Origin of the sequence: Cellulomonas fimi ATCC 484, from assembly GCF_000212695.1 — a bacterium.
Classification (GTDB): domain Bacteria; phylum Actinomycetota; class Actinomycetes; order Actinomycetales; family Cellulomonadaceae; genus Cellulomonas; species Cellulomonas fimi.
The window spans coordinates 3,887,152-3,908,994 of record NC_015514.1 but is presented as its reverse complement, the minus strand read 5'-3'; the positions used below and the strand labels follow the sequence as shown (position 1 = coordinate 3,908,994).

The following is a 21,843-nucleotide window of genomic DNA, read 5'->3' as shown; positions in this document are numbered from 1 at the left end:
GGGGAGCCCTGGCGGTTCGGGGCCCCGGAACGACGACGGCCGGGCCCGCAGCACGTGTGGTGCTGACGGACCCGGCCGCGTGCGGTACGTCAGCGGGTAGCGCCCGCGCGACGCTTGTTGTAGATGTCGAACGCGACGGCGAGCAGCAGCACGAGGCCCTTGACCATCTGCTGCACCGACTGGTCGATGCCCATGAGCTGCATGCCGTTGCTCATGACGCCCATGATCAGACCACCGACCATGGCGCCGGTCACGCGGCCGACACCACCGGTCGTCGACGCGCCACCGATGAAGCAGGCGGCGATGGCGTCGAGCTCGAACATGTTGCCGGCGCCCGGCTGGGCCCCGTTGGAGCGGGACGAGTAGACGGCACCGGCGACACCGGCGAGCAGGCCCATGTTGACGAAGATCCAGAAGTTGATCTTCTTGACCTTGACGCCGGACAGCTGGGCGGCGTGCAGGTTGCCACCGATGGCGTAGACGTGGCGGCCGAAGACCGTCTTCGTCGTGACCGTGGTGTAGGCGAGGATCAGGACGCCCAGGATGATGAGCACGATCGGCAGGCCGCGGCTGCGGGACAGCTGGTAGGCGAACGCCATGACGACCGCCGAGACGAGCACGAGGCGCAGCACGAACAGCGGGAACGACTCGACGGCCTGCTGGTACTTGATGCGGCCCTGGCGCGAGCGGAACTGGCTGAAGGCGTAGCCGACGAGGGCGAGCGCCGCGATCACCAGGGTGAAGACGTCGAACCCGTTGCCGCCCAGGATGCCGTTGAGGAAGCCACCGGCGATCTTCTGGTACTCGGCGGGGAACGGCGAGAGCGAGATGTTGTCGAGCACCTGCAGCGTCATGCCGCGGAACAGCAGCATGCCGGCCAGGGTGACGATGAACGCCGGGATCCCGACGTACGCGACCCAGAAGCCCTGCCAGGCGCCGACGACGATGCCGACCGCGAGGGCGGCGAGCACGCCGATCCACCACGGTGCGCCGTTCTTGATGACGAGGACGGCGGAGACCGCGCCTGTCAGTGCGACGACCGATCCGACCGACAGGTCGATGTGCCCGGCGATGATCACGATGACCATGCCGATGGCCAGGATCAGGATGTACGAGTACTGCAGCACGATGTTCGTGAGGTTGCCCGGGCTGAGCAGCATGCCGTTGGTGGCGATGGTGAAGAGCCCGACGATCACGACGAAGGCGATGTAGATGCCGCTCGTGCGCAGGTTGCGCGTGAAGATGTCCTTGAGGCCCGCGACGGCAGTCATCAGGCGTTCTCCCTTTCCTTGGTCATGAGCTGCATGAGGCTCTCCTGCGTCGCCTGCTCCCGCGGCAGCTGACCGGTGATCCGGCCGAACGCCAGGGTGTAGATGCGGTCGCAGATACCGAGCAGCTCGGGCAGCTCGGAGGAGATGACGACGACGGCCTTCCCCTGGTCGGCCAGCGCGTTGATGATGGTGTAGATCTCGTACTTCGCGCCGACGTCGATACCACGCGTCGGCTCGTCGAGGATCAGCACGTCAGGGTCGGTGTAGATCCACTTGGACAGCACGACCTTCTGCTGGTTTCCGCCGGACAGCTGTCCGGCGAGCGCCATGACGGTCGGGCTCTTGATGTTCATGGACCGCCGGTACTCCTCGGCGACCTTGATCTCCTCGTTGCCGTTGACGAACCCGCCACGGGAGAGCTTGCGCAGGCTCGCGGCCGAGATGTTCGTCCGGATGTCCTCGATGAGGTTGAGCCCGTACTTCTTGCGGTCCTCGGTCGCGTACGCCAGGCCGTGGCTGATCGCCTCGTCGACGGTGCGCGTCCGGATCTCCTGGCCGTTCTTGTAGACCCGGCCGCTGATGTTGCTGCCGTAGGAGTGGCCGAACAGGCTCATGGCCAGCTCGGTCCGCCCGGCGCCCATGAGGCCCGCGATGCCGACGATCTCGCCGGCGCGCACGGAGAACGACGCGTGGTCCACGACGACGCGGTCGGGCTGCGTCGGGTGGTGCACGGTCCAGTCCTCGACGCGCAGCACCTCGGCGCCCGCGTTCGACTCGTGGGGCGGGTACCGGTGCTCCAGGTCGCGACCGACCATGCCCTTGATGATCCGCTCCTGCGTGACGTTGTCACGCTTCATGTCGAGCGTCTCGATCGTGCGGCCGTCGCGGATGATCGTGGTGGAGTCGGCGATCTCGGCGATCTCGTTCAGCTTGTGGCTGATCATGATCGAGGTGATGCCGTGGTCCTTGAGCTGCCGCAGCAGGTCGAGGAGGTGCTCCGAGTCGTTGTCGTTCAGGGCGGCGGTCGGCTCGTCGAGGATGAGCAGCTTCACCTTCTTGGAGAGCGCCTTGGCGATCTCGATGAGCTGCTGCTTGCCGACACCGAGCTGGCCGACCGGCGTGACGGGGAGCTCGTCGAGCCCGACCCGTGCCAGCAGCTTGGCCGCCTCCGCGTTGGCGAGGTTCCAGTCGATGAGGCCGCCCGCGCCGCGCTGCTCGTTGCCCAGGAAGATGTTCTCGGCGACCGACAGGTACGGGACGAGCGCCAGCTCCTGGTGGATGATGACGATGCCCTTGTCCTCCGAGTCGTTGATCGACCCGAAGGCGACCTCCTCGTTCTCGAAGAGGATGCGACCGTCGTACGTGCCGTGCGGGTACACGCCCGACAGCACCTTCATGAGCGTCGACTTGCCGGCGCCGTTCTCCCCGCAGATCGCGTGGATCTCACCACGCTGGACGACGAGGTTGACGTCCTGCAGCGCCTTGACGCCAGGGAACGTCTTGGTGATCGACTGCATCTCGAGGATGGTGCTCATCCGCGTGCGACCGCCTCTCTGTTAGCTCTGGTCCGATGGGCTGTTCGCCCGGCCGGCCGGCCGGCGCCGGGGGGTGGTGGCGCCGGCCGGTCGGTGTCCGGGCGTGAAGCCCGGGAGGGTGGCTCAGGCCTGGCCCTTCTCCACCTGCTCCGCGGTCCAGTAGCCGGTGTCGATCAGCAGCGACTGGATGTTGTTCGCGTAGACGATGTCCGACGTGAGGAGGTACGAGGGAACGACCTTGACGCCGTTGTCGTACGTCTCGGTGTCGTTCGCCTCGGGGTCCTCGCCGTCCAGGAACTGCTCGGCGGAGACGACGGCCTGCTCGGCGAGCTTGCGCGTGTCCTTGAAGATCGTCGAGAACTGGACGTCGTCCTGGATGAGCTTGACCGAGGCGATCTCAGCGTCCTGGCCGGTGACGACCGGCATCGGGTTGGCGTCCGAGCGCGACGGGCCGTAGCCCGCGTTCTGGAGCGCCGTGATGATGCCGCGGGAGATGCCGTCGTACGGCGAGAGCACGGCGTCGAGCTTGGTGCCGCCACCGTACGTGGAGGTCAGCAGGTCCTCCATGCGCTTCTGCGCGGTCTCCTGCTGCCAGCGCAGCGTCGCGGCCTGCTCGATGTCCGTCTGGCCCGACGGGACCGTGATGACGCCCTCGTCGATGTACGGCTGCAGGGTGTCGATCGCGCCCTTCCAGAAGAAGTGCGCGTTGTTGTCGTCGAGCGAGCCCGCGAAGAGCTCGACGTTGAACGGGCCGGTGACCTCGGGGACGGCCGTGCCGTCCTCGTCGAGCACGCCGAGGCCGACGAGCAGCGACGTGGCCTGCTGGACGCCCACGTTGTAGTTGTCGAACGTGACGTAGAAGTCGACGTTCTCGCTGTCGCGGATGAGGCGGTCGTACGCGATGACCGGGATGCCCGCGTCGGCGGCGGCCTGGAGCTGGTTCGCCAGGGCGGTGCCGTCGATCGAGGCGACGATCAGGAGCTTGGCGCCCTTGGTGATCATCTGGTCGATCTGGGACTGCTGGGTCGGGATGTCGTCGTTGCCGTACTGGAGGTCGACCTCGAAGCCGGCCTCCTCCAGGCCCTTCTTGACGGCGTCGCCGTCGGCGATCCAGCGCTCGGAGGTCTGCGTGGGCATCGCGACACCGACGAGGCCACCCTCGCCGCCGCCGCCCGAGCCCTCGCTCGCACCGTCCGTGCTGCCCGCGCCGCCGCCCGAGCACGCGGCGAGCCCGAGGGCCAGCGTTGCACCGATGGCGGCGATGGTGAGCTTGCGTCGCATCGTCCACTCCTTCTCGTCGTTGAGACGGGCCGCCCTTCGGCGGACCTTTCTTGTTCGTGCGAACCGCGGGAGTGCCCCGCTCGCTGCGCGGTCCCGGCTGCCGAGACCTGATCGACGGGCGACCTCGCCCGGCAGCACGCATCAGATTCCTGGGTTCGACAACCGAAGTCAAGACGAGCGGGAGTCATTTGAGTCTCGAATGCATAACGGCGGCGGGCGGACCCGGACGTGTGGGACGGACGTCCCGCGAGCGCCACCCGAGGACGGGTGGGAAGGCGGGTGAGTTCGCCCCAGGGCGCCGTGGTGAGGCAGGCCTGCCTTCCTAGGCAGGGTCCCCGGCGCGGGTCTAGCGTCGGTCGGGTACGTCCCTGCAGGACTCGCCACCCCTCGGAGGTCGTCCCATGAGCACGCTGATGGACCTGCCCCCGGTCACCGAGTGCTCGGTCGCCGGCTGTTCGTACAACGACCACTCCCACTGCCACGCCGCCGCGATCACGATCGCCGGGCACGACGGGGACGCCGCGTGCGCGACGTTCATCCCGCTCGGCGTCAAGGGCGGGCTCGAGAAGGTCGTCACCCACGTGGGCGCCTGCCAGCGCCAGGACTGCGTGCACAACTCCGCGCTCGAGTGCTCCGCCGAGTCGGTGCGCGTGGGCGCCGGCCACGACTTGGCCGACTGCCTCACCTACACCCCGCGCTGACGCCGGGCACCTGCCCCGCACGACGAGAGCCGCCCACCTGACGGGGGCGGCTCTCGTCGTGCTCGGGGGGCCGTGCTCGGGGAGAGTGCGTGGTCAGTCGTGCGGCGGGGCGGCCACCGCGACCAGGTCACGGACCAGTGCCGCCGACGCGGGGACCAGCTCGCGCTCGCCCGCCACGAGCGACGGGTCCTGCGCGCGCAGCGCCGCCGCGTCCCCGAGGGCCGAGACGAAGTCGTGCCCGGCTGCGCCGAGGAACGCCGCGAGCAGCGCACGGGCGGCCGACGAGTACTCGCCGCCCGCGTCCACCACGACCTCGCCGATGATGAGCGCCGTCAGCGCCACGTCGAGCTCCGCCGGGCCCGTCCGTGCGTTCGACCAGTCGATCAGAGCCGGGCCGTACGCCTCGGTGAGGATCACGTTCGCGGGGTGGATGTCCAGGTGCACCACCGTCGGGCCGCCGCTCACGTGCGGCCACTGCGACCGCGGGTCGCTCCACCCCGTGGGGGCGGGGATCTCGTGCAGCCGCCGGTGCAGGTCGGCCAGGATCGCCGCTCCGTCGTGCAGCGACACCTCGCCGGCCGTCATCGCCTGCAGCAGCGTCGGCCCGTGCAGCCGCTCCGCGACCAGGTCCGGGCCGTCCACGTGCAACACCGTCGGCGCGGGGAACCCGTGCGCGACCACGTGCCGCAGGATGTCGGCCTCGCCGGACGCGTCGCGCCCGTTGCGGTCGCGCCGCAGGACCCGGCGGTCGTCGAGCGCGAACACGTCCGCGAACGTGCCGCTCGTCAGCAGCGGGCCGGGGGCGTCCGACGTCAGGTCGACGTCCAGCTCCGGCAGGCCGGGGTGGTGGTGGGGCTGCGTGGGGACCTCGTGCTCGCCTGCGGACGCGCCACCTGTCGTCGGGTGGGCCGCGGGATCCTCTGGCGAAGCAGGGTCGCGGGGAGCGAGCTCGGCAGGGTTCATGCATCGACGGTAGACGCATTCACCCGACTTGTCCCTACCTGCGAGCAGACGCGCGCCTGACCTGCGGCGGTACAACGGTTGAACCGTCACAGGAACCGTCTTGACCCTGTGGACGCCTGTCCGGGACGCACCCGGACCGCTGACGTCAGGGTCGCGCCGCGCGCCGCAGCGCGTGCACCGCCTCCTCCGCCGTCGCCGGGAGCCGCTCGGCCCGCACGCGTACGGGCTGCCGCGTCGCCGCCGCGACCTCCAGCACCGCCACCCTCCGGGCGATCTCGGCCCGCAGGTGCTCGGTCGCCTCGTCGAGCGGGTCCTGGCGTCGCGCGAGCACCGCGAACACCCCGCCGCCGAGCGTCGCCATCGGGTGGCCCTCGCCGAACGTCGCCGTGAGGGCCGCTCCCACGGCCGCCGACCGGGCCGCACGCGTGAACGGGTCGACCACCCCCGCCGCCACGTCCACGAGCACCAGGTGGTGGGTCTCGTCGGCCGGCACGCCCGAGCGCGTCGCGTCGAGGTACGTCTCCGCGAGCCGGACGGCCAGGTACTGCCGCGTCGGCAGCCCCGACTCCGGGTCGAGCGACGTCCCGACCGCGACGGCGGCGGCCTGCGCGTCGGCCCAGCCGTCGCACAGCGCGCGCACCGCCGTCAGCGGGGGCTGCTCGGCCCCGCGCGACCGGTACAGGCACGCGAGGTCGTCGATCGTCTCGCCGATCCCCACGCCGTCGTACCCACGGGCACGCCCGAGCTCCTCGGCGGCGACCGTGGGGTCGCACTCGTCGAGCACCGCGACCGCGAGGTCGTCCACCGCGGGGTGGTACCAGTCCGCCGGCCGCAGCCACACGGAGCCGAGACTCTCGTGCCGCCACAGCTCCCGCAGGGCGGTGCGGGCGGAGTCGTCCCTGCCGATGTCCGTCGTCACGCGGGATGAGAGGGGCCGGCCCGCGGTCCGTGACGCGGGTCCGGGTGTTTTCACCCGCAGGGCGAGCGCTTGCCCGCCACCCTGGGAGGTGCCGACAGCGGTTCGTCGCGTACGTTGAATTTGGGTGTTTGGGCTCTGGACACCCGATCCGTCCGTTGTGGCAGGCTGTGCGCTCGGGAAAAAAGGATGCGCTGACGGGAGCAGGTCGTGGTGGTGAACGCGCGGCTCAGCGACGGCGTCATGGCAGACGCCGAGCTCATCGCCGCCGCGCGCACCGGTGACGCCGACGCGTTCGGGGCCCTCTACGAGCGGCACGCCGGCGCCGCATGGGTCGTCGCGCGGCAGTACACCGACACCCGCCACGACGCCGACGACGTCGTCGCCGACGCCTTCGCGGCCGTGCACGGGGCGCTCCAGCGCGGCAACGGGCCCGAGTCCGCGTTCCGCGCGTACCTGTTCACCGTCGTCCGGCGGACCGCGACCGAGCGTCGCGAGAAGGCGCGTCGCGTCGTGCCGACCGACGACATCGGGACGCTCGAGGCCGGCACGGCGCTCGCAGGCACCGCGGACGAGCCGACCCTCGAAGGGTTCGAGCGGGGCGTCGTCGCCCGTGCCTTCCACTCGCTGCCCGAGCGCTGGCAGGCCGTCCTGTGGCACTCCGAGGTCGAGGGCCTCACGCCCGCGCAGATCGCGCCGATCCTCGGCCTGACCGCCAACGGCGTCGCGGCGCTCGCCTACCGAGCGCGTGAGGGCCTGCGGCAGGCGTACCTCCAGCAGCACCTGCAGGACCCGCTCGAGGAGACGTGCCGCAGCACCGCCGCCAAGCTCGGCTCCTACGTGCGCGGGGGCCTCGGCACGCGCGAGAACGCGCAGGTCGAGAAGCACCTCGAGGGCTGCGGCGACTGCCGCGCCCTCGTCCTCGAGCTCGGCGACGTCAACCACGGCATGCGGGCCGTGGTCGCGCCGCTCGTCCTCGGCATCGCAGGCCTGGGCGCGCTGGCGCACCTGCTTCCGGTCGGCGGCGGGCTCGCGGCCGGCGCGGCCGCGGCCGGCGGCGGCGCGGGCGGCGGGGCGGCGGGCGGCGCGGCCGCCGGGACCGCCGCGGCGACCGGCACGACCGCCGCGGTCGGCGCCGGTGCCGGGGCCGGTGCGGGTGCCGCAGCCGCGGGAGGTGCCGCCGCGCTGTTCGGGGCCATCCCGCTGGGGGCCGTGGCCGTCGCGGCAGGTGCCGTCGTGCTCGGGGCGGTGACCGTCGCGGGCGTCGCCGGGCTGCTGACGGGCGACGAGCCGCAGGCCGCACCCGTGCCGTCGGTGTCCGCGTCGTCCGAGACCGTCGCGCCCACGGGCACCGCCACCCCCGCACCGACACCCTCGACGCCCACGCCCGGCCCCTCGCCGTCCGCGATCCCCACGCCCGACGCCGACCTGGACGGCACGATCCTGGCCGAGGACGACGACGGGACGACCACGCCCGACGACGACACCGTCGTCACCGACCCCGAGCCCGCGGACGAGCCCACGACCGAGCCCGATCCCGTCCCGCCCGCGGACGTGTCCCTCGACCTTCCCGACGGCGGGCTCGTGCTCGCCGCCGGCGTGGCCGGGCAGGACCTGACGATCGGCGTGCGCAACTCCGGCGGCACGACGGCGACCGAGCTGGTCGCCGAGGTCACGCTGCCCACCGGGGTCTCGCTCGACGGCATCGCCGACGTGGCGCTCCAGGCGCTGCCGGCCGGGCGGTTCGGGGTGCGCGCCGCGGGCGGCTGGGTGTGCGCCGGCGGGTCCGGCGGCGGGGTGGTGCGCTGCACGCTCGACGAGCTGCCGCCGTCGACCCTCGCGCGCCTCGTCCTGCGCGTCTCGATCGACGAGTCGTACGACGGCGCCGACGCGCAGGTCGGCGTGAGCGTGCACGGCACGGGCATCTCCTACCGTCCCGCACCCATCCCGCTGCGCGTCCACGCCGCCCCCGCGCGCCTCGCGCTGCGCAGCGTCCCCGCGCCCCTCACGCTCGTCTCCGGCCGTCCCGGGCGGCTCGACCTCGACCTCGCCAACCTCGGCGGCACGGCGGTCACGGGCGCACCCGCCACGGCCACGCTGCACCTGCCGCGCGGTGTGCAGTGGTCCCTCGCGCCCGGCAGCGCGGACTGGTCGTGCCGTGGCGTTCCCCAGGACCAGGCGGTGACGTGCGCGATCGCACCGCTCGGGGTCCGGGAGGCCGCGCCTCTCGGGCTGCTGCTCACCGCGGGTGAGCCCGCCGAGGTCGGCGAGCGGACCCTGGGCCTGGACCTGCAGCCCACGGGCGTCCGGCAGCCCGAGCACCTCGCGCTCGCGTTCGAGGTCGTCCGTCCGGCGCGACCGTCCGTCAGCGGCGACACGTCGACGACCCTCGCGCGTGGCCGTGACGTCGTCACGACGCTGGCCGTGACCAACCGCGGCGACCTCGCCGCGACCGGGCTCGTCGCGCACCTCACGCGGCCGGCGGGGACGACGTGGGCTCCCGCTCCGGTGCCCGGCTGGGCGTGCGGCCCCACCGACCAGGCGCACATCACGTGCACGCGGGACGGGCTCCCGGCCGGTCAGACGGCCGCGATCAGCGCTCGCGTGGTGCCCGACGTCGGTGCGGTCGGCGCGCTGGGCGACCTCGTCGTGCGTGCGGAGGCCGCCGGTGCCGACCCGACGCCCGAGCACCGGGTCGCCGTGCGCGCCACGGCACCCGTCCTGTCCGTCGCCGCGCCGACGGTCGTGCTGTCGGAGTTCGGCGGCACCGGCACCGTCTCCTTCGGCGTGAGCGTCGCCGGGGGAGCGACCGCCGCCGACGCGGAGGGAGTCGTCGCGACCGTCACGCTGCCCGCCGCCCTGCGGGTCGACCCCGAGAGCGTCGGGCCCGAGGCGGGTGACTGCGTCGCGGTCGATGTGCGCCACGTGCGCTGCACCGTCGACGTCGCCTCCGCCGGATCAACGGTGGAGGCGCTCTTCGGCGTGCGCTGGTCGGGGAGCGCGCGGGGCGCGGTCCGGGTCGACGCGAGCGCGCCGGGCGCCGCACCGGTGTCCGCGTCGGCGCCCGTCACGACGTCGTCCGCGGGTCTCACGCCGCGCGTGCACGTCGACGGCGGCTGGGCCGTGACCGAGGTCGGCGCCCCCCTGCTGACCTGCCCCGCGTCGGTCACGACGTGCGCGTCGGCCCTGCAGAACGGCGACCGGGACAACAACAGCTTCGACATGGTCGAGCTCGACGAGGCGCCCGACGTCCCCTGGGCGAACGGCACGCGCCCCGCGCTGCCCGTCTCGTCCGCGGCGACCCTCGACGTGCCCACGGGCCGCGAGATCGCGTTCGCCGGGCTGTACTGGTCCGCGAACGTGGGCCCCGGCGAGGAGTTCAGCGGCGCGCTCGACACCGCGCGGCTGCGCGGCCCCGGCACCGCCTACGAGACCGTCCGGGCTGCCGCGGACGACGTGCGGGTCGTGAGCGACAAGGAGGGCCGGCGCTACTACCAGTCGTTCGCCGACGTGACCCGGCAGGTCGCCGCGGAGGGCGGTGGGCGCTGGTCCGTCGCCGACGTCGCCGTCCGGGCCACCCGCACCGACCCGAACCGCTCCTACTACGCCGGCTGGTCGCTCGTCGTCGTCTACTCCGACCCGGGCACCGACGCCTCGGTGACCGTGTACGACGGCGCCGCCTGGATCGGGACCGGCGCGCAGCCGCCCGTCTTCGAGTTCGCCGCCGAGCCCGGGACGAGCGCGCGGATCGGCGTCGTCGGGTGGGAGGGCGACCGCACCGCCGTCGGCGACCGGCTGCTGCTGGACGGCCAGCGTGCGCTCGTGCCGCAGCGGTGGGACGGCTCCACGCCGCAGTCGGGCACCGGGAACGCGTTCGACTCGACCGCGCGCGGCTGGCGGCTGCCGAACTCCCTCGGCGTCGACGCGAAGTCGTTCGCGCCCGTGAACCTCGGCGGCAGCGTGAGCTCGCTCGTCGCGACGACGAGCGGGGACCAGTACCTCGTCGGCGTCGTCACGCTGCGCACCGACCCGGTCGGCAGGTCGGCCCCGCGCTGACGTGCCTCGCTCGTCGGCGCCTCGTCGGCGCCTCGTCGGCGCCGGGCGGCGGGTCAGTCCGCGGGCTCGGTGACGGCCGCGACGGCCGCCTCGACGGGCACCACGCCGGCCGTCAGCTCGAGCACCAGCCCGGCCGTGAGCGGCGCGTGCAGCACCGCCGCGAGCACCCCCGCCACGTCCGCGCGCGTCACCTCGCCGAACGGAACGTGCGCATCGAGCCGGACCGTGCCCGTCGGCTCGCCGTCCGTCAGCCGGCCGGGCCGCACGATCGTCCAGTCGAGGTCCCGCGTCCGCAGGTCGTCCTCGCTGGCCGCCTTGGCACGCAGGTAGGCGGCGAACACCTCGTCCGTGCCCGGGTCCGGGGAGCTCGTGGCTCCCATCGACGACACCAGCACGTAGCGCCGCACGCCCGCCTGCTCGGCGCCCTCGGCGAGCAGCGCAGCGGCCCCGCGGTCGACGGTGTCCTTGCGCTCGGCACCGCTGCCCGGGCCAGCGCCCGCCGCGAACACCACCGCGTCCGCACCCGCGACGGCCTCGGCGACGTCCCGGGCGTTGCTCCGCTCCAGGTCGAGCACGACGCCCTCGGCACCGTCCTCGACGACGTCCTGGACGTGCCCGAGCTGCCGGACGAGCGCGACCGGCACGTCGCCGCGCGCGGCGAGCGCACGGGACAGCTGCCGGGCGACCTGGCCGTGACCTCCCGCGATGGCGATGCGCATGCCGTCCACGGTAGGCAGCGGTCACGGGACCTGCGACCGGAGGGGCGTGCACGGCGCGGCGTGTGGTTCGCGCTGCCGGACCTCCAGGTCCCCCAGACCGTCGCGAGGTCCGGCAGCGCGGCCCCGAGCGGCGTCCCCCGAGCCGTCGAGGAGCGCGATGCTGGCAGCCGCGCCGCCGCCCACCAAGGGGTCGCCAGCGGTGTCTCAGGATCCGGACGGCGACGGGCCTGCCAGGGGCCTGCCGGGCGGGTCAGGTGGTGCGGGGGCGGTCAGACGATGCCGTAGAGGCGGTCGCCCGCGTCGCCCAGGCCCGGGACGATGTACGCCTTCTCGTTGAGGCGCTCGTCGACGGCCGCGACCACGATCTTCACGTCGGCCCGGTCGCCCACGAACTTCTCGACGACCTCGATGCCCTCCGGCGCGGCCAGCAGGCACACCGCCGTGACGTCCCGTGCCCCGCGCGCCAGCAGGTAGTCGATCGCGGCGACCAGCGTGCCGCCCGTCGCGAGCATCGGGTCCAGCAGGAAGCACTGGCGGCCCGACACGTCGTCCGGGAGCCGGTTCGCGTACGTGATCGCCTCGAGCGTCGTCTCGTCGCGCTGCATCCCGAGGAAGCCGACCTCCGCCGTCGGCAGCAGGCGGGTCATCCCGTCGAGCATCCCGAGGCCCGCACGCAGGATCGGCACCACCAGCGGGCGCGGGTCCGCGAGCTTCACGCCCGTCGTCACGGCGACCGGCGTCTCGATCTGCACGGTGTCCGTGTGCACGTCGCGCGTCGCCTCGTACGCCAGCAGCGTGACGAGCTCGTCGACGAGCTGCCGGAACGTCGGCGACGGCGTCTTCTTGTCCCGCAGGACCGTGAGCTTGTGGGCGACGAGCGGGTGGTCCGCGACGTGCAGGCGCATGCGCCCAACCTACCGGCTGTCCCAGCACGTGGACGTCACCGAACGTCCCCACCGTGCGCCGTCGCTGCGCGATCATGGCTCTCATGACGGAGGGTCCTCGGCGCGCGGTGCAGACGGCGGACGCCTGGGCGATGGGGCTCGCGCTCGACGAGGCGCGGCGCGCCGTCCAGTCCGGCGACGTGCCTGTCGGCGCGGTCGTCGTCGGGCCGTCCGGCGAGGTCGTCGCCCGCGGGCACAACGTCCGCGAGGCCCTCGACGACCCCACCGGCCACGCCGAGGTCGTCGCGCTGCGCGCCGCCGCCGACCGGCTCGGGCGCTGGCGGCTCGACGACTGCACGCTCGTCGTCACCCTGGAGCCGTGCCTCATGTGCGCCGGCGCGATCGTGCTGGCCCGCGTCCCGCGGCTCGTCCTCGGCGCGTGGGACCCGAAGGCCGGCGCGTGCGGCTCGCAGTGGGACGTCGTGCGGGACCGCCGGCTCAACCACCGCGTCGAGGTCGTCGGCGGCGTGCGGGCCGACGAGTGCGGGCTGCTCCTGCAGCACTTCTTCGAGGCGCAGCGGGAGGCGGCGGCGTTCTCCGACGGGCTGTGACGTCAGAGGCGGGCGGCCGGGCTGTGACCGTCAGAGGGAGTCGGCGAGGGCGGAGAGCGTCTCCGAGGTGCCCGCGTGGAGCGTGACGGTCGCGTAGCGGTCCCCGCGCGTGACGCCGCGGTTGACGATCGCGACCGGCGTGCCCGTCTGCGCCGCGTGCCGCACGAACCGCAGCCCCGACTGCACCGTCAACGACGACCCCGCGACCAGCAGGGCGTCGGCCGCGTCGACCATCGCGTACGCCCGCTCGACCCGCTCGCGCGGCACCGTCTCCCCGAAGTAGACGATGTCCGGCTTGAGCATCCCGCCGCACACCGCGCAGTCCGCGACGACGAAGTGGCTGGTCCGCTCGACGACCGCGTCCGCGTCCGGCGCGATCTCGACGTCCGCGACGACCTCGTCGGCGAACCCGGGGTTGAGCTGGTCGAGGCGGTCGGCCAGCTCGCTGCGGCTGACGACCGTCCGGCAGCTGAGGCAGACCACGCGGTCGTAGCGGCCGTGCAGGTCGATGACGTTCCGCGAGCCCGCCTGCTCGTGCAGCAGGTCGACGTTCTGGGTGATGACGCCCAGCAGCGTTCCCTCGCGTTCCATCTGCGCGAGCGCTCGGTGGCCGGCGTTGGGCTGCGTGCGGTGCACGTGCCGCCAGCCCACGTGGTTGCGGGCCCAGTAGTGCCGACGGAAGCGCTCGTCGCCCGTGAACTGCTGGAACGTCATCGGGTTGCGCGGCGGCGAGTCCGGGCCGCGGTAGTCCGGGATGCCCGAGTCCGTCGAGACACCCGCCCCCGTGAGCACCGTCAGCCTGCGGCCCTGAAGGAGGTCGATCAGGTCCGCCAGCGTGCCCGCCGGTGCGGGGAGGGTGTCGCTCACCCGACCACGGTAGGCGCCGCCCGCCCCGGCGGCCCGATTCGGTGCAGCGGCCCCGACCGGGTACTCTTCTCCGCGAGGTAGCGTGTCCGAGCGGCCTAAGGAGCACGCCTCGAAAGCGTGTGTGGGTGAAAGTCCACCGTGGGTTCAAATCCCACCGCTACCGCCAGCCAGTCGAAGGGTCCCACCCGCATGATCATGCGGAAGTGGGGCCCTTCGTCGTTCCCGGCCCTCCCTTTCACTCCCCGATGCGTCCTCCGACGCCTGTGACACCAGCTGGTCGATGACCATGCGGAGGTCCGGAGCCACGCTGATCTGTTGTCATCTCGTCGGCGTGCCCGAGGAGGGCCGTGGCGTTCGCGAGCGTCGTGGCGCGGGCCACCTGCGTCGCTACGGTGCGGCGGAAGTCGTGGGGTGTGACATCGAGGTCGACGCCCTCGAGCGCCTGCTTGAGGTGGTCGCGGACATGACTCGGAGCGCGCGGCGTGGCTCTGGTCGTCGGGAAGACCAGGTCGTCGGGTCCGCCATCGAGCTCGAGCGCGATTGCCTCGCGGAGCGCCTTCAACAAGGAGGTCCGACAGGACGCACACCCGGTCGTCCTGATTTCCGGGTCCGACATCGTCGATGTGCTCCGGGAAAGTGGCCTCGGCACCGCAACGCAAGTGCAAACCTGGCTCGACGTCGAGTTTCCCCGACATTGGAGCACGAGCAGCTAAGGTCCCCCTCCGCATGTATGTCGCGGGATCCTCCTGTGGCGGGCCGCGCGCAGCAGCGCACACAGGGCGGCCAGCACATCGCCGCCATGGTGGACAACGGGAAGCGTGTCACGCCAGCTGGCTAGAGCGTGTCTCCCATTTCTGAGACGAGGCTCGCGAGATCTTGGGCTTGTGACGTCGTCTTCGCGGTTTCGGGTGTTCTCCGACGGGCAATGGGCGCGGATCGAGCCGTTGCTGCCGTCGAATGCGGGGCGGCGGGGCCACCCGTTCGGTGACAACCGGCGGATCGTCGAGGCGATCGCCTACCGGTACCGGACTGGAATCCCGTGGAGGGATCTGCCGCGTGAGCAGTTCGGTCCGTGGCAGACGGTATGGAAGCGGCACCGCCGGTATGCCACCGATGGGACCTGGGACCGGGTCCTAGCCCGGTTGCTGGCCGAGGCCGACGCCGCCGGTCAGGTCGACTGGACGGTGTCGGTGGACGCCACGATCACACGGGCCCACCAGCACGCGACGAACACGGCGCGTCCCGATCAGGACACAGGGGGCACGGTCGAATCACAGGAATCTGCCGATCGAGGCCTGTGAACCCGCGGGTCATGGAGTCGGACGTTCCCGTGGCGGTCTGACCACGAAGATCCACGCCGCGGTCGACGGGCACGGTCGCCCGCTCGCGGTTGTGGTCACCGGAGGGCACCGCAACGACGGTGCCGTGCTGGGCGCTGTGCTGGCTGACATCCGTGTCCCGCGCCTGGGTGCGGGCCGACCGCGCACGCGACCGGACGCGGTGGTTGCCGACAAGGCCTACTCGGCCGGCGCCTACCGTCGCGCGCTGCGGGGCCGTGGCATCAGGGCCGTGATCCCTGAGAAGTCCGACACGATCAACGCCCGCCGGCGACGCGGTTCACGCGGCGGCAGGCCGCCCGGGCTCGACGTCGCCGCCTACCGCGGTCGCAACGTCGTCGAACGCCACTTCGCCCTGACGAAGCAGTGGCGAGGGCTGGCGACCCGCTACGACAAGCTCGCCATCACCTACCGCGCCGCTGTTGTCCTCGCCGCCTGCATCGCGTGGGCCAAGGCGTAGTCCGGCACTACCCATGCCGCCAGAAGGTGGGCCGCCACCAGTGCAGCGTCGTGAGATCGGCGGGCCACGGGGCCTTCTGCACGCCTCGGGCTTCGAAGTGATCGACCGCGAGATCGATCGGGCGCCATCCCTCGTCCAGCGGTTCGGACTCGTCGGCGGCGCGTACGTGTCCGACGAACCGGCTCTCCATGGCGCCCACTTCGGCAAAGGTGCGCTGGGCCTCGATCAGCGAAGGCGTGTTGGCGCCGCCACCGTAGTTTGGCCAACGCAGCTGGACCGCGTCGTCCTCCCAGAAGCAGACGCCACAGATCTCGTAGCTACCAGGAGGTTCGCCGAAGGTGACGTGCCCACAGCACGGGCACGGATAACCCGGCTCGGATCGATCCACGACGCCAAAGGCTCCACATCCCGACCTCGCCCGTCAACCCGAATGGGAGACACGCCCTAGAGCGCGCCAGCGCTTGATCGCGTCGAAGGACCGTTCGATCACGTTGCGACCTCGGTGGGCAGTGCCGTAAATGACGGCGGGGCCCGCCTAGCTTCCGTCAGCTGACGTTCGCGGGCTCTCGTGCCCGAACCGCATCCGGGCCTTGGACACGTCTAGGGTCGCGAGTCCGGCGCGTACCAGCGCGACGGGGTTCGTGTAACGGGTGATGCGGGGCGCGGAGGAGCGCACGTCCGTGACCCTGTAGACCCGGAACTTGTCGCCGTACCGGATGGATTGGGTGAGCTCTGCTGTCGAGATGTCGAACGGCGCGCACGGGTCGGAGCCGGTCGTCGACTTCACCTCGATGAAGATGCTGACCCCGTCGTCGTCAACCGACTGGATGTCGTACGGGGCGTACTGCTCGGCGTCCGAACGCCACACCACGGCGTCGTCCGGGTTCAGCCCGAGCGCCGCCACCCGCTGCCGCTCGTATAGGTACACCGCACGTTCCCCGTGGCGGCCGATTGCTCGCTTGTCTGCCTCGGAGACAGCCGGCTCAGGGGTCCACCCGCCACCGAATCCTCCGCCTCCGCCGCCACCACCGGGGCCGGGCGCCGTCACGGCCGGACCGGGGTCGCCGTCCTCGACGACGAACGCGTCCGGGTCCAGCTCGGGGAACGTCGGCGCGGACGCCGGCGCGGGTGGACCATCCGTCGCCGGGCCACCGCTCGGTGCACCCGCACCCCCAGCGGTCCCACCGCCGCTGACGCCCGGCCCCGGTGGTGGCGGCGGAGGCGGATCCGGCGGCCTCTGGTCGCCCGCCAGCTTGTCACTGCCCGGCGTACCAGGTTCGGTCTCGGCTGGTCCCGCGTCCGGCGCGTGGAGGTCACCCACTGGGATGTCGTCCGGCGCCCGCTCTTCGTCGCCCTCATCGGTGTCCGGGATGAGCGGGTCGACGAGGTCCTCGAGCAGGACGTCAGTGCGTCCCAGGGTCTCCGCGGCGGCGCGCACGTCGTCCGCCGTGATCTTCTTCGACGCCAGGAACCGGGCACGGGTCGTCTCGTCGGAGGCCAGGATCTGCCCAAACTGATCGCCGTAGTTCTCCGCTCGGACATGCGTCGCCAGCTGCGGCCCGAACTCGAACCACGGCCCGTGCCCTGTCGCCCGGTCGACCTCCAGGTATGCGGTCCCGAACATCGCAGCTCCGACGCCGCGACGTGGGCCGGGCACCACCCGGGACGCGATGTGCGAGACGGCCGCCTCTAGCTCGACCTGCTCTCCGTCGAACTCGTAGGCGAGGATCAGCTCGTTGCACGGCCGCACGTCCAGACGCTTGATGCGTGGCACGAACGTCTCCTCGGCGGACGCCCGCAGCTTGCGCAGCAGCGCCAGCATCCACGGCGCGGCCCGGTCGACGTGCATCTGCATAGCCTCAGTCAGATCCGGCCGGTGCCCCACCTCGACCGGTGTCACCTTCACGTGCTCGTCCAGCAGCACCAGCGACAGGACCCGCATCAGCGACACGCAGTCCTCGTCCGCGGCCAGAACCGGCCGCCGCGCGCCCCATGCCTCTCGCAGCATCGGGTCCCGCACGACCAGCGGCTCGGTGACGAACGTGTACCGGCCGTCTAGGGTCGCCAATAGCGGCACTGGGTCCGTTGGCGCTTCATGCACGCCGACCTGCAGGACGTCGTTCAAGGTTCGCATCGCCCACCGCGCCGCCTTGACCTGGCCGTCGTCCGGCTCAGCCTGGCCGGCTTCGTCGCACAGGTCCCGCAGCAGGTCGAACAGGTCGGCAGCGGTCAGGCGGGCGGCGTCTGCGACGCCGAGCTCGACCATCATCATCTTCTGCGCCTGCCCGGACGTCATGGCTTCCGGCAGCGCCGGCACACGGGACCGGATGTGCGCCGGAGTCGACTGCGCCACCCGCCACGCCTGCCATGGCATCACGAGCTCGACAGTGGCACCACGGCGGGCGGGCACCCATGCGCTGGCGGTCAGGGCATACTGCAGCAGCGAAGGGGCGGTGCGTTCGTCACCGGTGTGGTTGCCGTGCACGCAGCGGAACGTCGCCTTCGTGGCTGGCTCGTACACGTTCGTCCAGCGCGTCGCGAGCGCTGACCACAGCAGCCGAAGTCGGCCCGGGTCCCCGGCCGCCACGAGCTCGGTGAACCTGTCCAGTCGGTGGGACACCTGCAGCTGCTGCGACTGGGAGTGGTCGGCACGGCACACCTTCGCGGCTTGGACGTCGTCGTCCTGCCACCACTCCGCCCACAGAGGGTCGCTCTTATGCGGGTGGCCCTGCCAGATCGCGTACGTCAGGTACCCACGGGTGTTCTCCGCCTCAACGGTCAGCACGCGTGGGCAGTCGGCAACTCCGCAAAACGACCAAAGCTCACGCTCCTGGTCGCGCTCGGCAGGGTCGTCCGGTGCGGGGACGTCGAGGAACTCCACCTCCCCGAACGGGCCGTAGATGCCTTCCAAGCGCGTGTCCGCGGTCCAGTCCACCGCGAAGTACACCTGCGCGGCGGGGGAGAGTCCGCGTGCGGTCCCCGCCGCGTCACGTGCCGGGACTAGGACGTCTGCTACCACGTCGCGGATCTCCCGGTCGCCAGCGCTAGTACGTCGCGTGCGGACGTAGGCACGCAGCGCGTTCAGCGCGAGCCGCCGGTTTTCCTCGTCCGCGCCGGCATCGGTGAGGATCGGCACGACGTAGTCCGGAATGATGTCGCGCCAGTCAAACCGACCGACACCGGCGGAATCGAGCAGGTCAGTCAGCCCGGCGACATCGTCGGGCAGGACCGCGATCGGCAGCGGCAGCTCGACCGCGACATCGTCATTCGTGCGCGGGAAGAACACCCTCGATGACGGTGTTACGACCCGTCCGTCTTGGGTTCGCACGCACGGGATCACCGACAGCGCCTTCGCGTACGTGCTGCGTGCGAGCCCGGCGTCCCACGCGACCAGGTGCTCGTAGTACGCGTGAGCGTCGTCCGCGTCCGGTGGGCGCAGCAGGGCAAGGGTGGCGTCCAGACTCAGCGTGGCGGCGCCCAGCGTCACCAGGGTGGTGCGCACCGCCGCGTCAGCCTCGACGTCCGCGGCGACCAGGGTGGGGCGTGCGCTGGTGTCCGACAGCATGTGGAAGCTCCGCACGTCCGGGCACTTGGGGAAGAGCAGGCGCGCAGCCCGCGGGCTGACAAGGGCGCCGCTGACTGTGGCGACAAACTCGACGTCCGGCAGCGCCGCCATCAGGTTGGCATGCAGCCCGGCGCCGGCCCCGGTCGGCGCTGCGCGTGGGGCAAGCACCGCGGCGGCGACGGATGGGTTCCCGAACCGGGTCGCGAGGTCGGGTGCGACGCCGGTGCAGATGAGGTCGACCATCGCCGCCGTCATGAACTCGTTGTACGGGGTGGCGTCCGGCGTGCCGGACAACTGGCGGCGATCCAGGTGCAGCGCCCAATCGGCGTGCGCGATGAACGTGAACCCCGTCTTTTCCTCGGTCGGGAAGTAGACGTGCATCGGGTAATGCGTACTGGTCGAAGGGCGCCCGTCCTCCGCGAGCGGCAGCGCCACCGCGGCGGTTACGGTTTCGACCTCCTGCCAACCGTCCATGGGAGCGACCAGCTCACGTGCGACCGGCAGCTGGCGGGCGTACACCAGCCACTGCGTCAGGTCGTCGCCGACCTGCATCAAGACACGCTGCGCACCGTCGGTGTCCTGCCTGGCTACCTCGGCGACGAAGTCGCGGGCGGTCCCAGACACCTCTAGTCGGTCCAGCGACCCGAGGAACAGCATCAGCTGGGCGTCGACGTTGCGGAGCAGCTGCGCCTCGACGTGTGAGCGGTCCACCCCGGTGCGCAGCGGCAACCGCATCACTGTCGTGTACCCGCCGGTGAGCAGCTCGTCGACCAGTGCGATGTCCTCGCCGAGGTCGGCCTCGCTCAACGTGAACGGGAACGCGTACGTGGGCAGTTTCTGGTCGGCGGGCAGCCCACCTGTGAGTGCGGCGACCTGCTCGAACACGCGGTTCTCGTCGAACCCGAACCGCACGGCGCCGGTGATGACCTGCGGCCGGTCGGTGATCTCTCCGACGGACCGGAAGCCAAGACCCTTGTACCCGATGGACTTCGTCGGGCTCTTCGTAGATCGCCCGAGCCGGCATATGGAGCGGATCGCGTCCGGGCTGAACCCGATCCCGTTGTCCGCCACAAGCAGAGCCTGGTCGGACAGGTGGAAGCGCACATGACCCGCGTGATTGGTGTCCGCGGCGGCATCGGCCGCGTTCTGCAGCAGCTCGAACGGGTACCGGCCCGTGTACTGGTTGCGGACCAACAGGTGTCCCGTGCCACGCTCGTCGAGCGACTTCAGCTGGTGCTCACGCCTGCCCGCTTGCACGTCGGCGGCGATCGACGCGAGTTCGACCCGGGAGAGCTCAGCGACGACGTCAGCAGCGACGAGAGCTTCGGTCACGTGGCCTCCTCGTCGCTGCGTGCCTCATGGTTACCACGAGACACCCACACCCCGGCAGCCCCTGCGCGGATGACGGTGCCGGTGCGCGCGCAGACCATAGAAACCCGGGCCTCGGCGACCCCATCCGGGTTGCCCTGCGCCAGGTGATGTGCGACATCGGAGTGCCACCTGTTGTGCGACATCTGGGCTAGGAAACTGAGGGATGCGGGCCGCGGGCCGCCGTCTCTGAGGCTGCGCATCCGACGGGGTCGTGGTTCCGCTGCTGCCGGGGCCGGGGCATATCTGGTCCGTGGACGTTCGGCGATGCAACGCTGTGGTGTGATCTGGGCGTCTCCCCGCGGCGGTGTCGACGACGGTGGTTGGGAGCCTGAGGCGCCCGGACGATGAATGAGTGGCAGGAAGAGGCGTTGCAGTTGACTGCGATTGACCGACAAGCTGAGCTCGCCGCACGGCAAGCATCCGAGCTCGTCATCACCAAGCCGTGGTCGTCGGAGATGGCGGAAGCTATCCGCGCGGGTCGCGTCACTCGGGTGGTCTGTAACTACGCTCTCGGCTTCGACGAGCCGACTCTCGACTTCCTCCGCGATCTACCCGTCCGGGAGTTGGTCGTTCTGGACCGCCGACTGCCCAGCCTGGACGCCATCTACACGTTGGCGCCAACCCTCGAACTCCTCGAGATCACGACCGACCCGGGCATCAGCCTGGATCTCCTGCGCCTTCCCCGGTTGCAGACGATCAGCGCTGACTGGGCTCAGGTGGCAAACACGATCATGGCGTTGGCCGACCTCCGTTCCGCTGCTTTCGGCGCCTACCAGCCACACGATCTCTCCCCGCTTGCTCCACTAAGCGAACTCACTACCTTGTCTATGAAGGACCGACCCCGTCTTCGTTCGCTGGCAGGCCTCGACGCTCTGCCAAGGCTGGCCGATCTGGGCATCTACTTAGCGGCGGAGCTGCGAGACATCTCGCAACTGCGCGGCCGCGCCACCATAGAGCGCCTCGAGCTCGAGGCTTGTCGGCGACTTGATTCCACGCTTGCCCTCGAAGGATGCACCGGCCTGCGAACGCTGAGCCTTGCCGAGGGCGGCCAGATGGACACCCTCGCGCCCGTTGGCGAACTCGTGCGCCTTGAGGAGCTCTACCTGCACGGCTCCACCCGATTCCTCGACGGTGACCTGACGCCCATTGCGGGTCTGCCCCGCCTGCAGGAGCTCCGCATGCAGAATCGACGGCACTATCGACCGACTGTCGCCGAGATCACCGCTCAACTGCCGCGAGCCGCATGAACGGCCACCGCGCCAGGGCCCCTCACCGCGGCCGTTTCGGCCCGAGCGGCATACCAGGT

General features: G+C 71.5%; 16 protein-coding genes and 1 tRNA gene. 6 read left to right on the top strand and 11 right to left on the bottom strand.

Annotated features, from left to right (window positions below; genetic code table 11):
* Window positions 1-89: 89 nt before the first annotated feature.
* The 3 genes from mmsB to chvE all read right to left on the bottom strand — a co-directional run bounded on the left by mmsB (window position 90) and on the right by chvE (window position 4,087).
* The gene (gene mmsB / locus CELF_RS17650; RefSeq protein ID WP_013772627.1) at window positions 90-1,271 is read right to left on the bottom strand and encodes a multiple monosaccharide ABC transporter permease; all 1,182 of its coding nucleotides are present in this window, start codon (window positions 1,269-1,271) and stop codon (window positions 90-92) included.
* Window positions 1,271-2,806, bottom strand: a complete 1,536-nt coding sequence (gene mmsA, locus CELF_RS17645) for a multiple monosaccharide ABC transporter ATP-binding protein (protein WP_013772626.1) — start codon at window positions 2,804-2,806, stop codon at window positions 1,271-1,273. The genes mmsB and mmsA overlap by 1 nt, the downstream gene beginning before the upstream one ends.
* Window positions 2,807-2,929: 123 nt before the next feature.
* Window positions 2,930-4,087, bottom strand: a complete 1,158-nt coding sequence (chvE, locus tag CELF_RS17640; protein ID WP_013772625.1) for a multiple monosaccharide ABC transporter substrate-binding protein — start codon at window positions 4,085-4,087, stop codon at window positions 2,930-2,932.
* Between the two features lie 401 nt (window positions 4,088-4,488).
* Between chvE and CELF_RS17635 the strand changes: the two genes are divergently transcribed.
* The gene (locus CELF_RS17635) at window positions 4,489-4,788 is read left to right on the top strand and encodes a DUF1540 domain-containing protein (RefSeq protein WP_013772624.1); all 300 of its coding nucleotides are present in this window, start codon (window positions 4,489-4,491) and stop codon (window positions 4,786-4,788) included.
* Between the two features lie 93 nt (window positions 4,789-4,881).
* On the opposite strand, the gene CELF_RS17630 is transcribed toward CELF_RS17635, so the two are convergent.
* Entirely contained in the window at window positions 4,882-5,751 is an 870-nt protein-coding gene (locus tag CELF_RS17630; protein ID WP_013772623.1) for a phosphotransferase, read from the bottom strand.
* A 145-nt stretch (window positions 5,752-5,896) separates the two neighbouring features.
* Complete coding sequence (locus CELF_RS17625; RefSeq protein WP_013772622.1) at window positions 5,897-6,670, bottom strand: hypothetical protein; 774 nt, start codon at window positions 6,668-6,670, stop codon at window positions 5,897-5,899.
* Between the two features lie 213 nt (window positions 6,671-6,883).
* Here CELF_RS17625 and CELF_RS19755 point away from each other — a divergent pair, with 213 nt between their 5' ends.
* Window positions 6,884-10,723, top strand: coding sequence for a sigma-70 family RNA polymerase sigma factor (locus CELF_RS19755; RefSeq protein WP_013772621.1), 3,840 nt, complete (start codon window positions 6,884-6,886; stop codon window positions 10,721-10,723).
* 53 nt (window positions 10,724-10,776) lie between these two features.
* Here CELF_RS19755 and CELF_RS17615 read toward each other — a convergent pair whose 3' ends face one another.
* Together CELF_RS17615 and upp are read right to left on the bottom strand one after the other, a co-directional pair.
* Window positions 10,777-11,442, bottom strand: a complete 666-nt coding sequence (locus CELF_RS17615; RefSeq protein WP_013772620.1) for an SDR family oxidoreductase — start codon at window positions 11,440-11,442, stop codon at window positions 10,777-10,779.
* Window positions 11,443-11,711: 269 nt separating this feature from the next.
* Window positions 11,712-12,347 (bottom strand): uracil phosphoribosyltransferase, encoded by a 636-nt coding sequence (upp, locus tag CELF_RS17610; protein WP_013772619.1) that lies wholly within the window; start codon window positions 12,345-12,347, stop codon window positions 11,712-11,714.
* Window positions 12,348-12,421: 74 nt separating this feature from the next.
* Here upp and tadA point away from each other — a divergent pair, with 74 nt between their 5' ends.
* The gene (gene tadA / locus CELF_RS17605) at window positions 12,422-12,937 is read left to right on the top strand and encodes a tRNA adenosine(34) deaminase TadA (protein WP_013772618.1); all 516 of its coding nucleotides are present in this window, start codon (window positions 12,422-12,424) and stop codon (window positions 12,935-12,937) included.
* A gap of 30 nt (window positions 12,938-12,967) precedes the next feature.
* On the opposite strand, the gene CELF_RS17600 is transcribed toward tadA, so the two are convergent.
* Window positions 12,968-13,804 carry an NAD-dependent protein deacetylase gene (locus CELF_RS17600; RefSeq protein ID WP_013772617.1) on the bottom strand — a complete coding sequence of 279 codons (837 nt, stop codon included), beginning with the start codon at window positions 13,802-13,804 and terminating at the stop codon, window positions 12,968-12,970.
* Between the two features lie 76 nt (window positions 13,805-13,880).
* On the opposite strand from CELF_RS17600, the gene CELF_RS17595 reads away from it, so the two are divergent.
* Window positions 13,881-13,970 (top strand) — tRNA-Ser (locus tag CELF_RS17595).
* A gap of 69 nt (window positions 13,971-14,039) precedes the next feature.
* On the opposite strand, the gene CELF_RS17590 is transcribed toward CELF_RS17595, so the two are convergent.
* Window positions 14,040-14,420: a site-specific integrase gene (locus tag CELF_RS17590; RefSeq protein WP_049791497.1), complete on the bottom strand. Its 381-nt coding sequence runs from the start codon at window positions 14,418-14,420 to the stop codon at window positions 14,040-14,042.
* A 268-nt stretch (window positions 14,421-14,688) separates the two neighbouring features.
* On the opposite strand from CELF_RS17590, the gene CELF_RS20095 reads away from it, so the two are divergent.
* Window positions 14,689-15,601 (top strand): IS5 family transposase gene (locus CELF_RS20095; protein ID WP_376698511.1). Its coding sequence is split into 2 segments (ribosomal slippage): window positions 14,689-15,069 and window positions 15,071-15,601, totalling 912 coding nucleotides; the frame shifts between segments, so codons are not numbered across the junction.
* A 7-nt stretch (window positions 15,602-15,608) separates the two neighbouring features.
* On the opposite strand, the gene CELF_RS17575 is transcribed toward CELF_RS20095, so the two are convergent.
* Both CELF_RS17575 and CELF_RS17570 read right to left on the bottom strand, forming a co-directional pair.
* Window positions 15,609-15,989 carry a CPCC family cysteine-rich protein gene (locus CELF_RS17575; protein WP_013772616.1) on the bottom strand — a complete coding sequence of 127 codons (381 nt, stop codon included), beginning with the start codon at window positions 15,987-15,989 and terminating at the stop codon, window positions 15,609-15,611.
* A 147-nt stretch (window positions 15,990-16,136) separates the two neighbouring features.
* Complete coding sequence (locus CELF_RS17570; protein ID WP_013772615.1) at window positions 16,137-20,498, bottom strand: protein NO VEIN domain-containing protein; 4,362 nt, start codon at window positions 20,496-20,498, stop codon at window positions 16,137-16,139.
* A 383-nt stretch (window positions 20,499-20,881) separates the two neighbouring features.
* Between CELF_RS17570 and CELF_RS17560 the strand changes: the two genes are divergently transcribed.
* The gene (locus CELF_RS17560) at window positions 20,882-21,784 is read left to right on the top strand and encodes a leucine-rich repeat domain-containing protein (RefSeq protein WP_013772614.1); all 903 of its coding nucleotides are present in this window, start codon (window positions 20,882-20,884) and stop codon (window positions 21,782-21,784) included.
* The last annotated feature ends 59 nt before the right edge of the window (window positions 21,785-21,843 follow it).

Excerpts from the sequence above, each read along its gene's own strand:
- mmsB (WP_013772627.1), bottom strand. The coding sequence starts at position 1,271 with ATGACTGCCGTCGCGGGCCTCAAGGACATCTTCACGCGCAACCTGCGC.
- mmsA (WP_013772626.1), bottom strand. The coding sequence starts at position 2,806 with ATGAGCACCATCCTCGAGATGCAGTCGATCACCAAGACGTTCCCTGGC.
- chvE (WP_013772625.1), bottom strand. The coding sequence starts at position 4,087 with ATGCGACGCAAGCTCACCATCGCCGCCATCGGTGCAACGCTGGCCCTC.
- CELF_RS17635 (WP_013772624.1), top strand. The coding sequence starts at position 4,489 with ATGAGCACGCTGATGGACCTGCCCCCGGTCACCGAGTGCTCGGTCGCC.
- CELF_RS17630 (WP_013772623.1), bottom strand. The coding sequence starts at position 5,751 with ATGAACCCTGCCGAGCTCGCTCCCCGCGACCCTGCTTCGCCAGAGGAT.
- CELF_RS17615 (WP_013772620.1), bottom strand. The coding sequence starts at position 11,442 with ATGCGCATCGCCATCGCGGGAGGTCACGGCCAGGTCGCCCGGCAGCTG.
- upp (WP_013772619.1), bottom strand. The coding sequence starts at position 12,347 with ATGCGCCTGCACGTCGCGGACCACCCGCTCGTCGCCCACAAGCTCACG.
- tadA (WP_013772618.1), top strand. The coding sequence starts at position 12,422 with ATGGCTCTCATGACGGAGGGTCCTCGGCGCGCGGTGCAGACGGCGGAC.
- CELF_RS17590 (WP_049791497.1), bottom strand. The coding sequence starts at position 14,420 with ATGTCGGACCCGGAAATCAGGACGACCGGGTGTGCGTCCTGTCGGACC.
- CELF_RS17560 (WP_013772614.1), top strand. The coding sequence starts at position 20,882 with ATGAATGAGTGGCAGGAAGAGGCGTTGCAGTTGACTGCGATTGACCGA.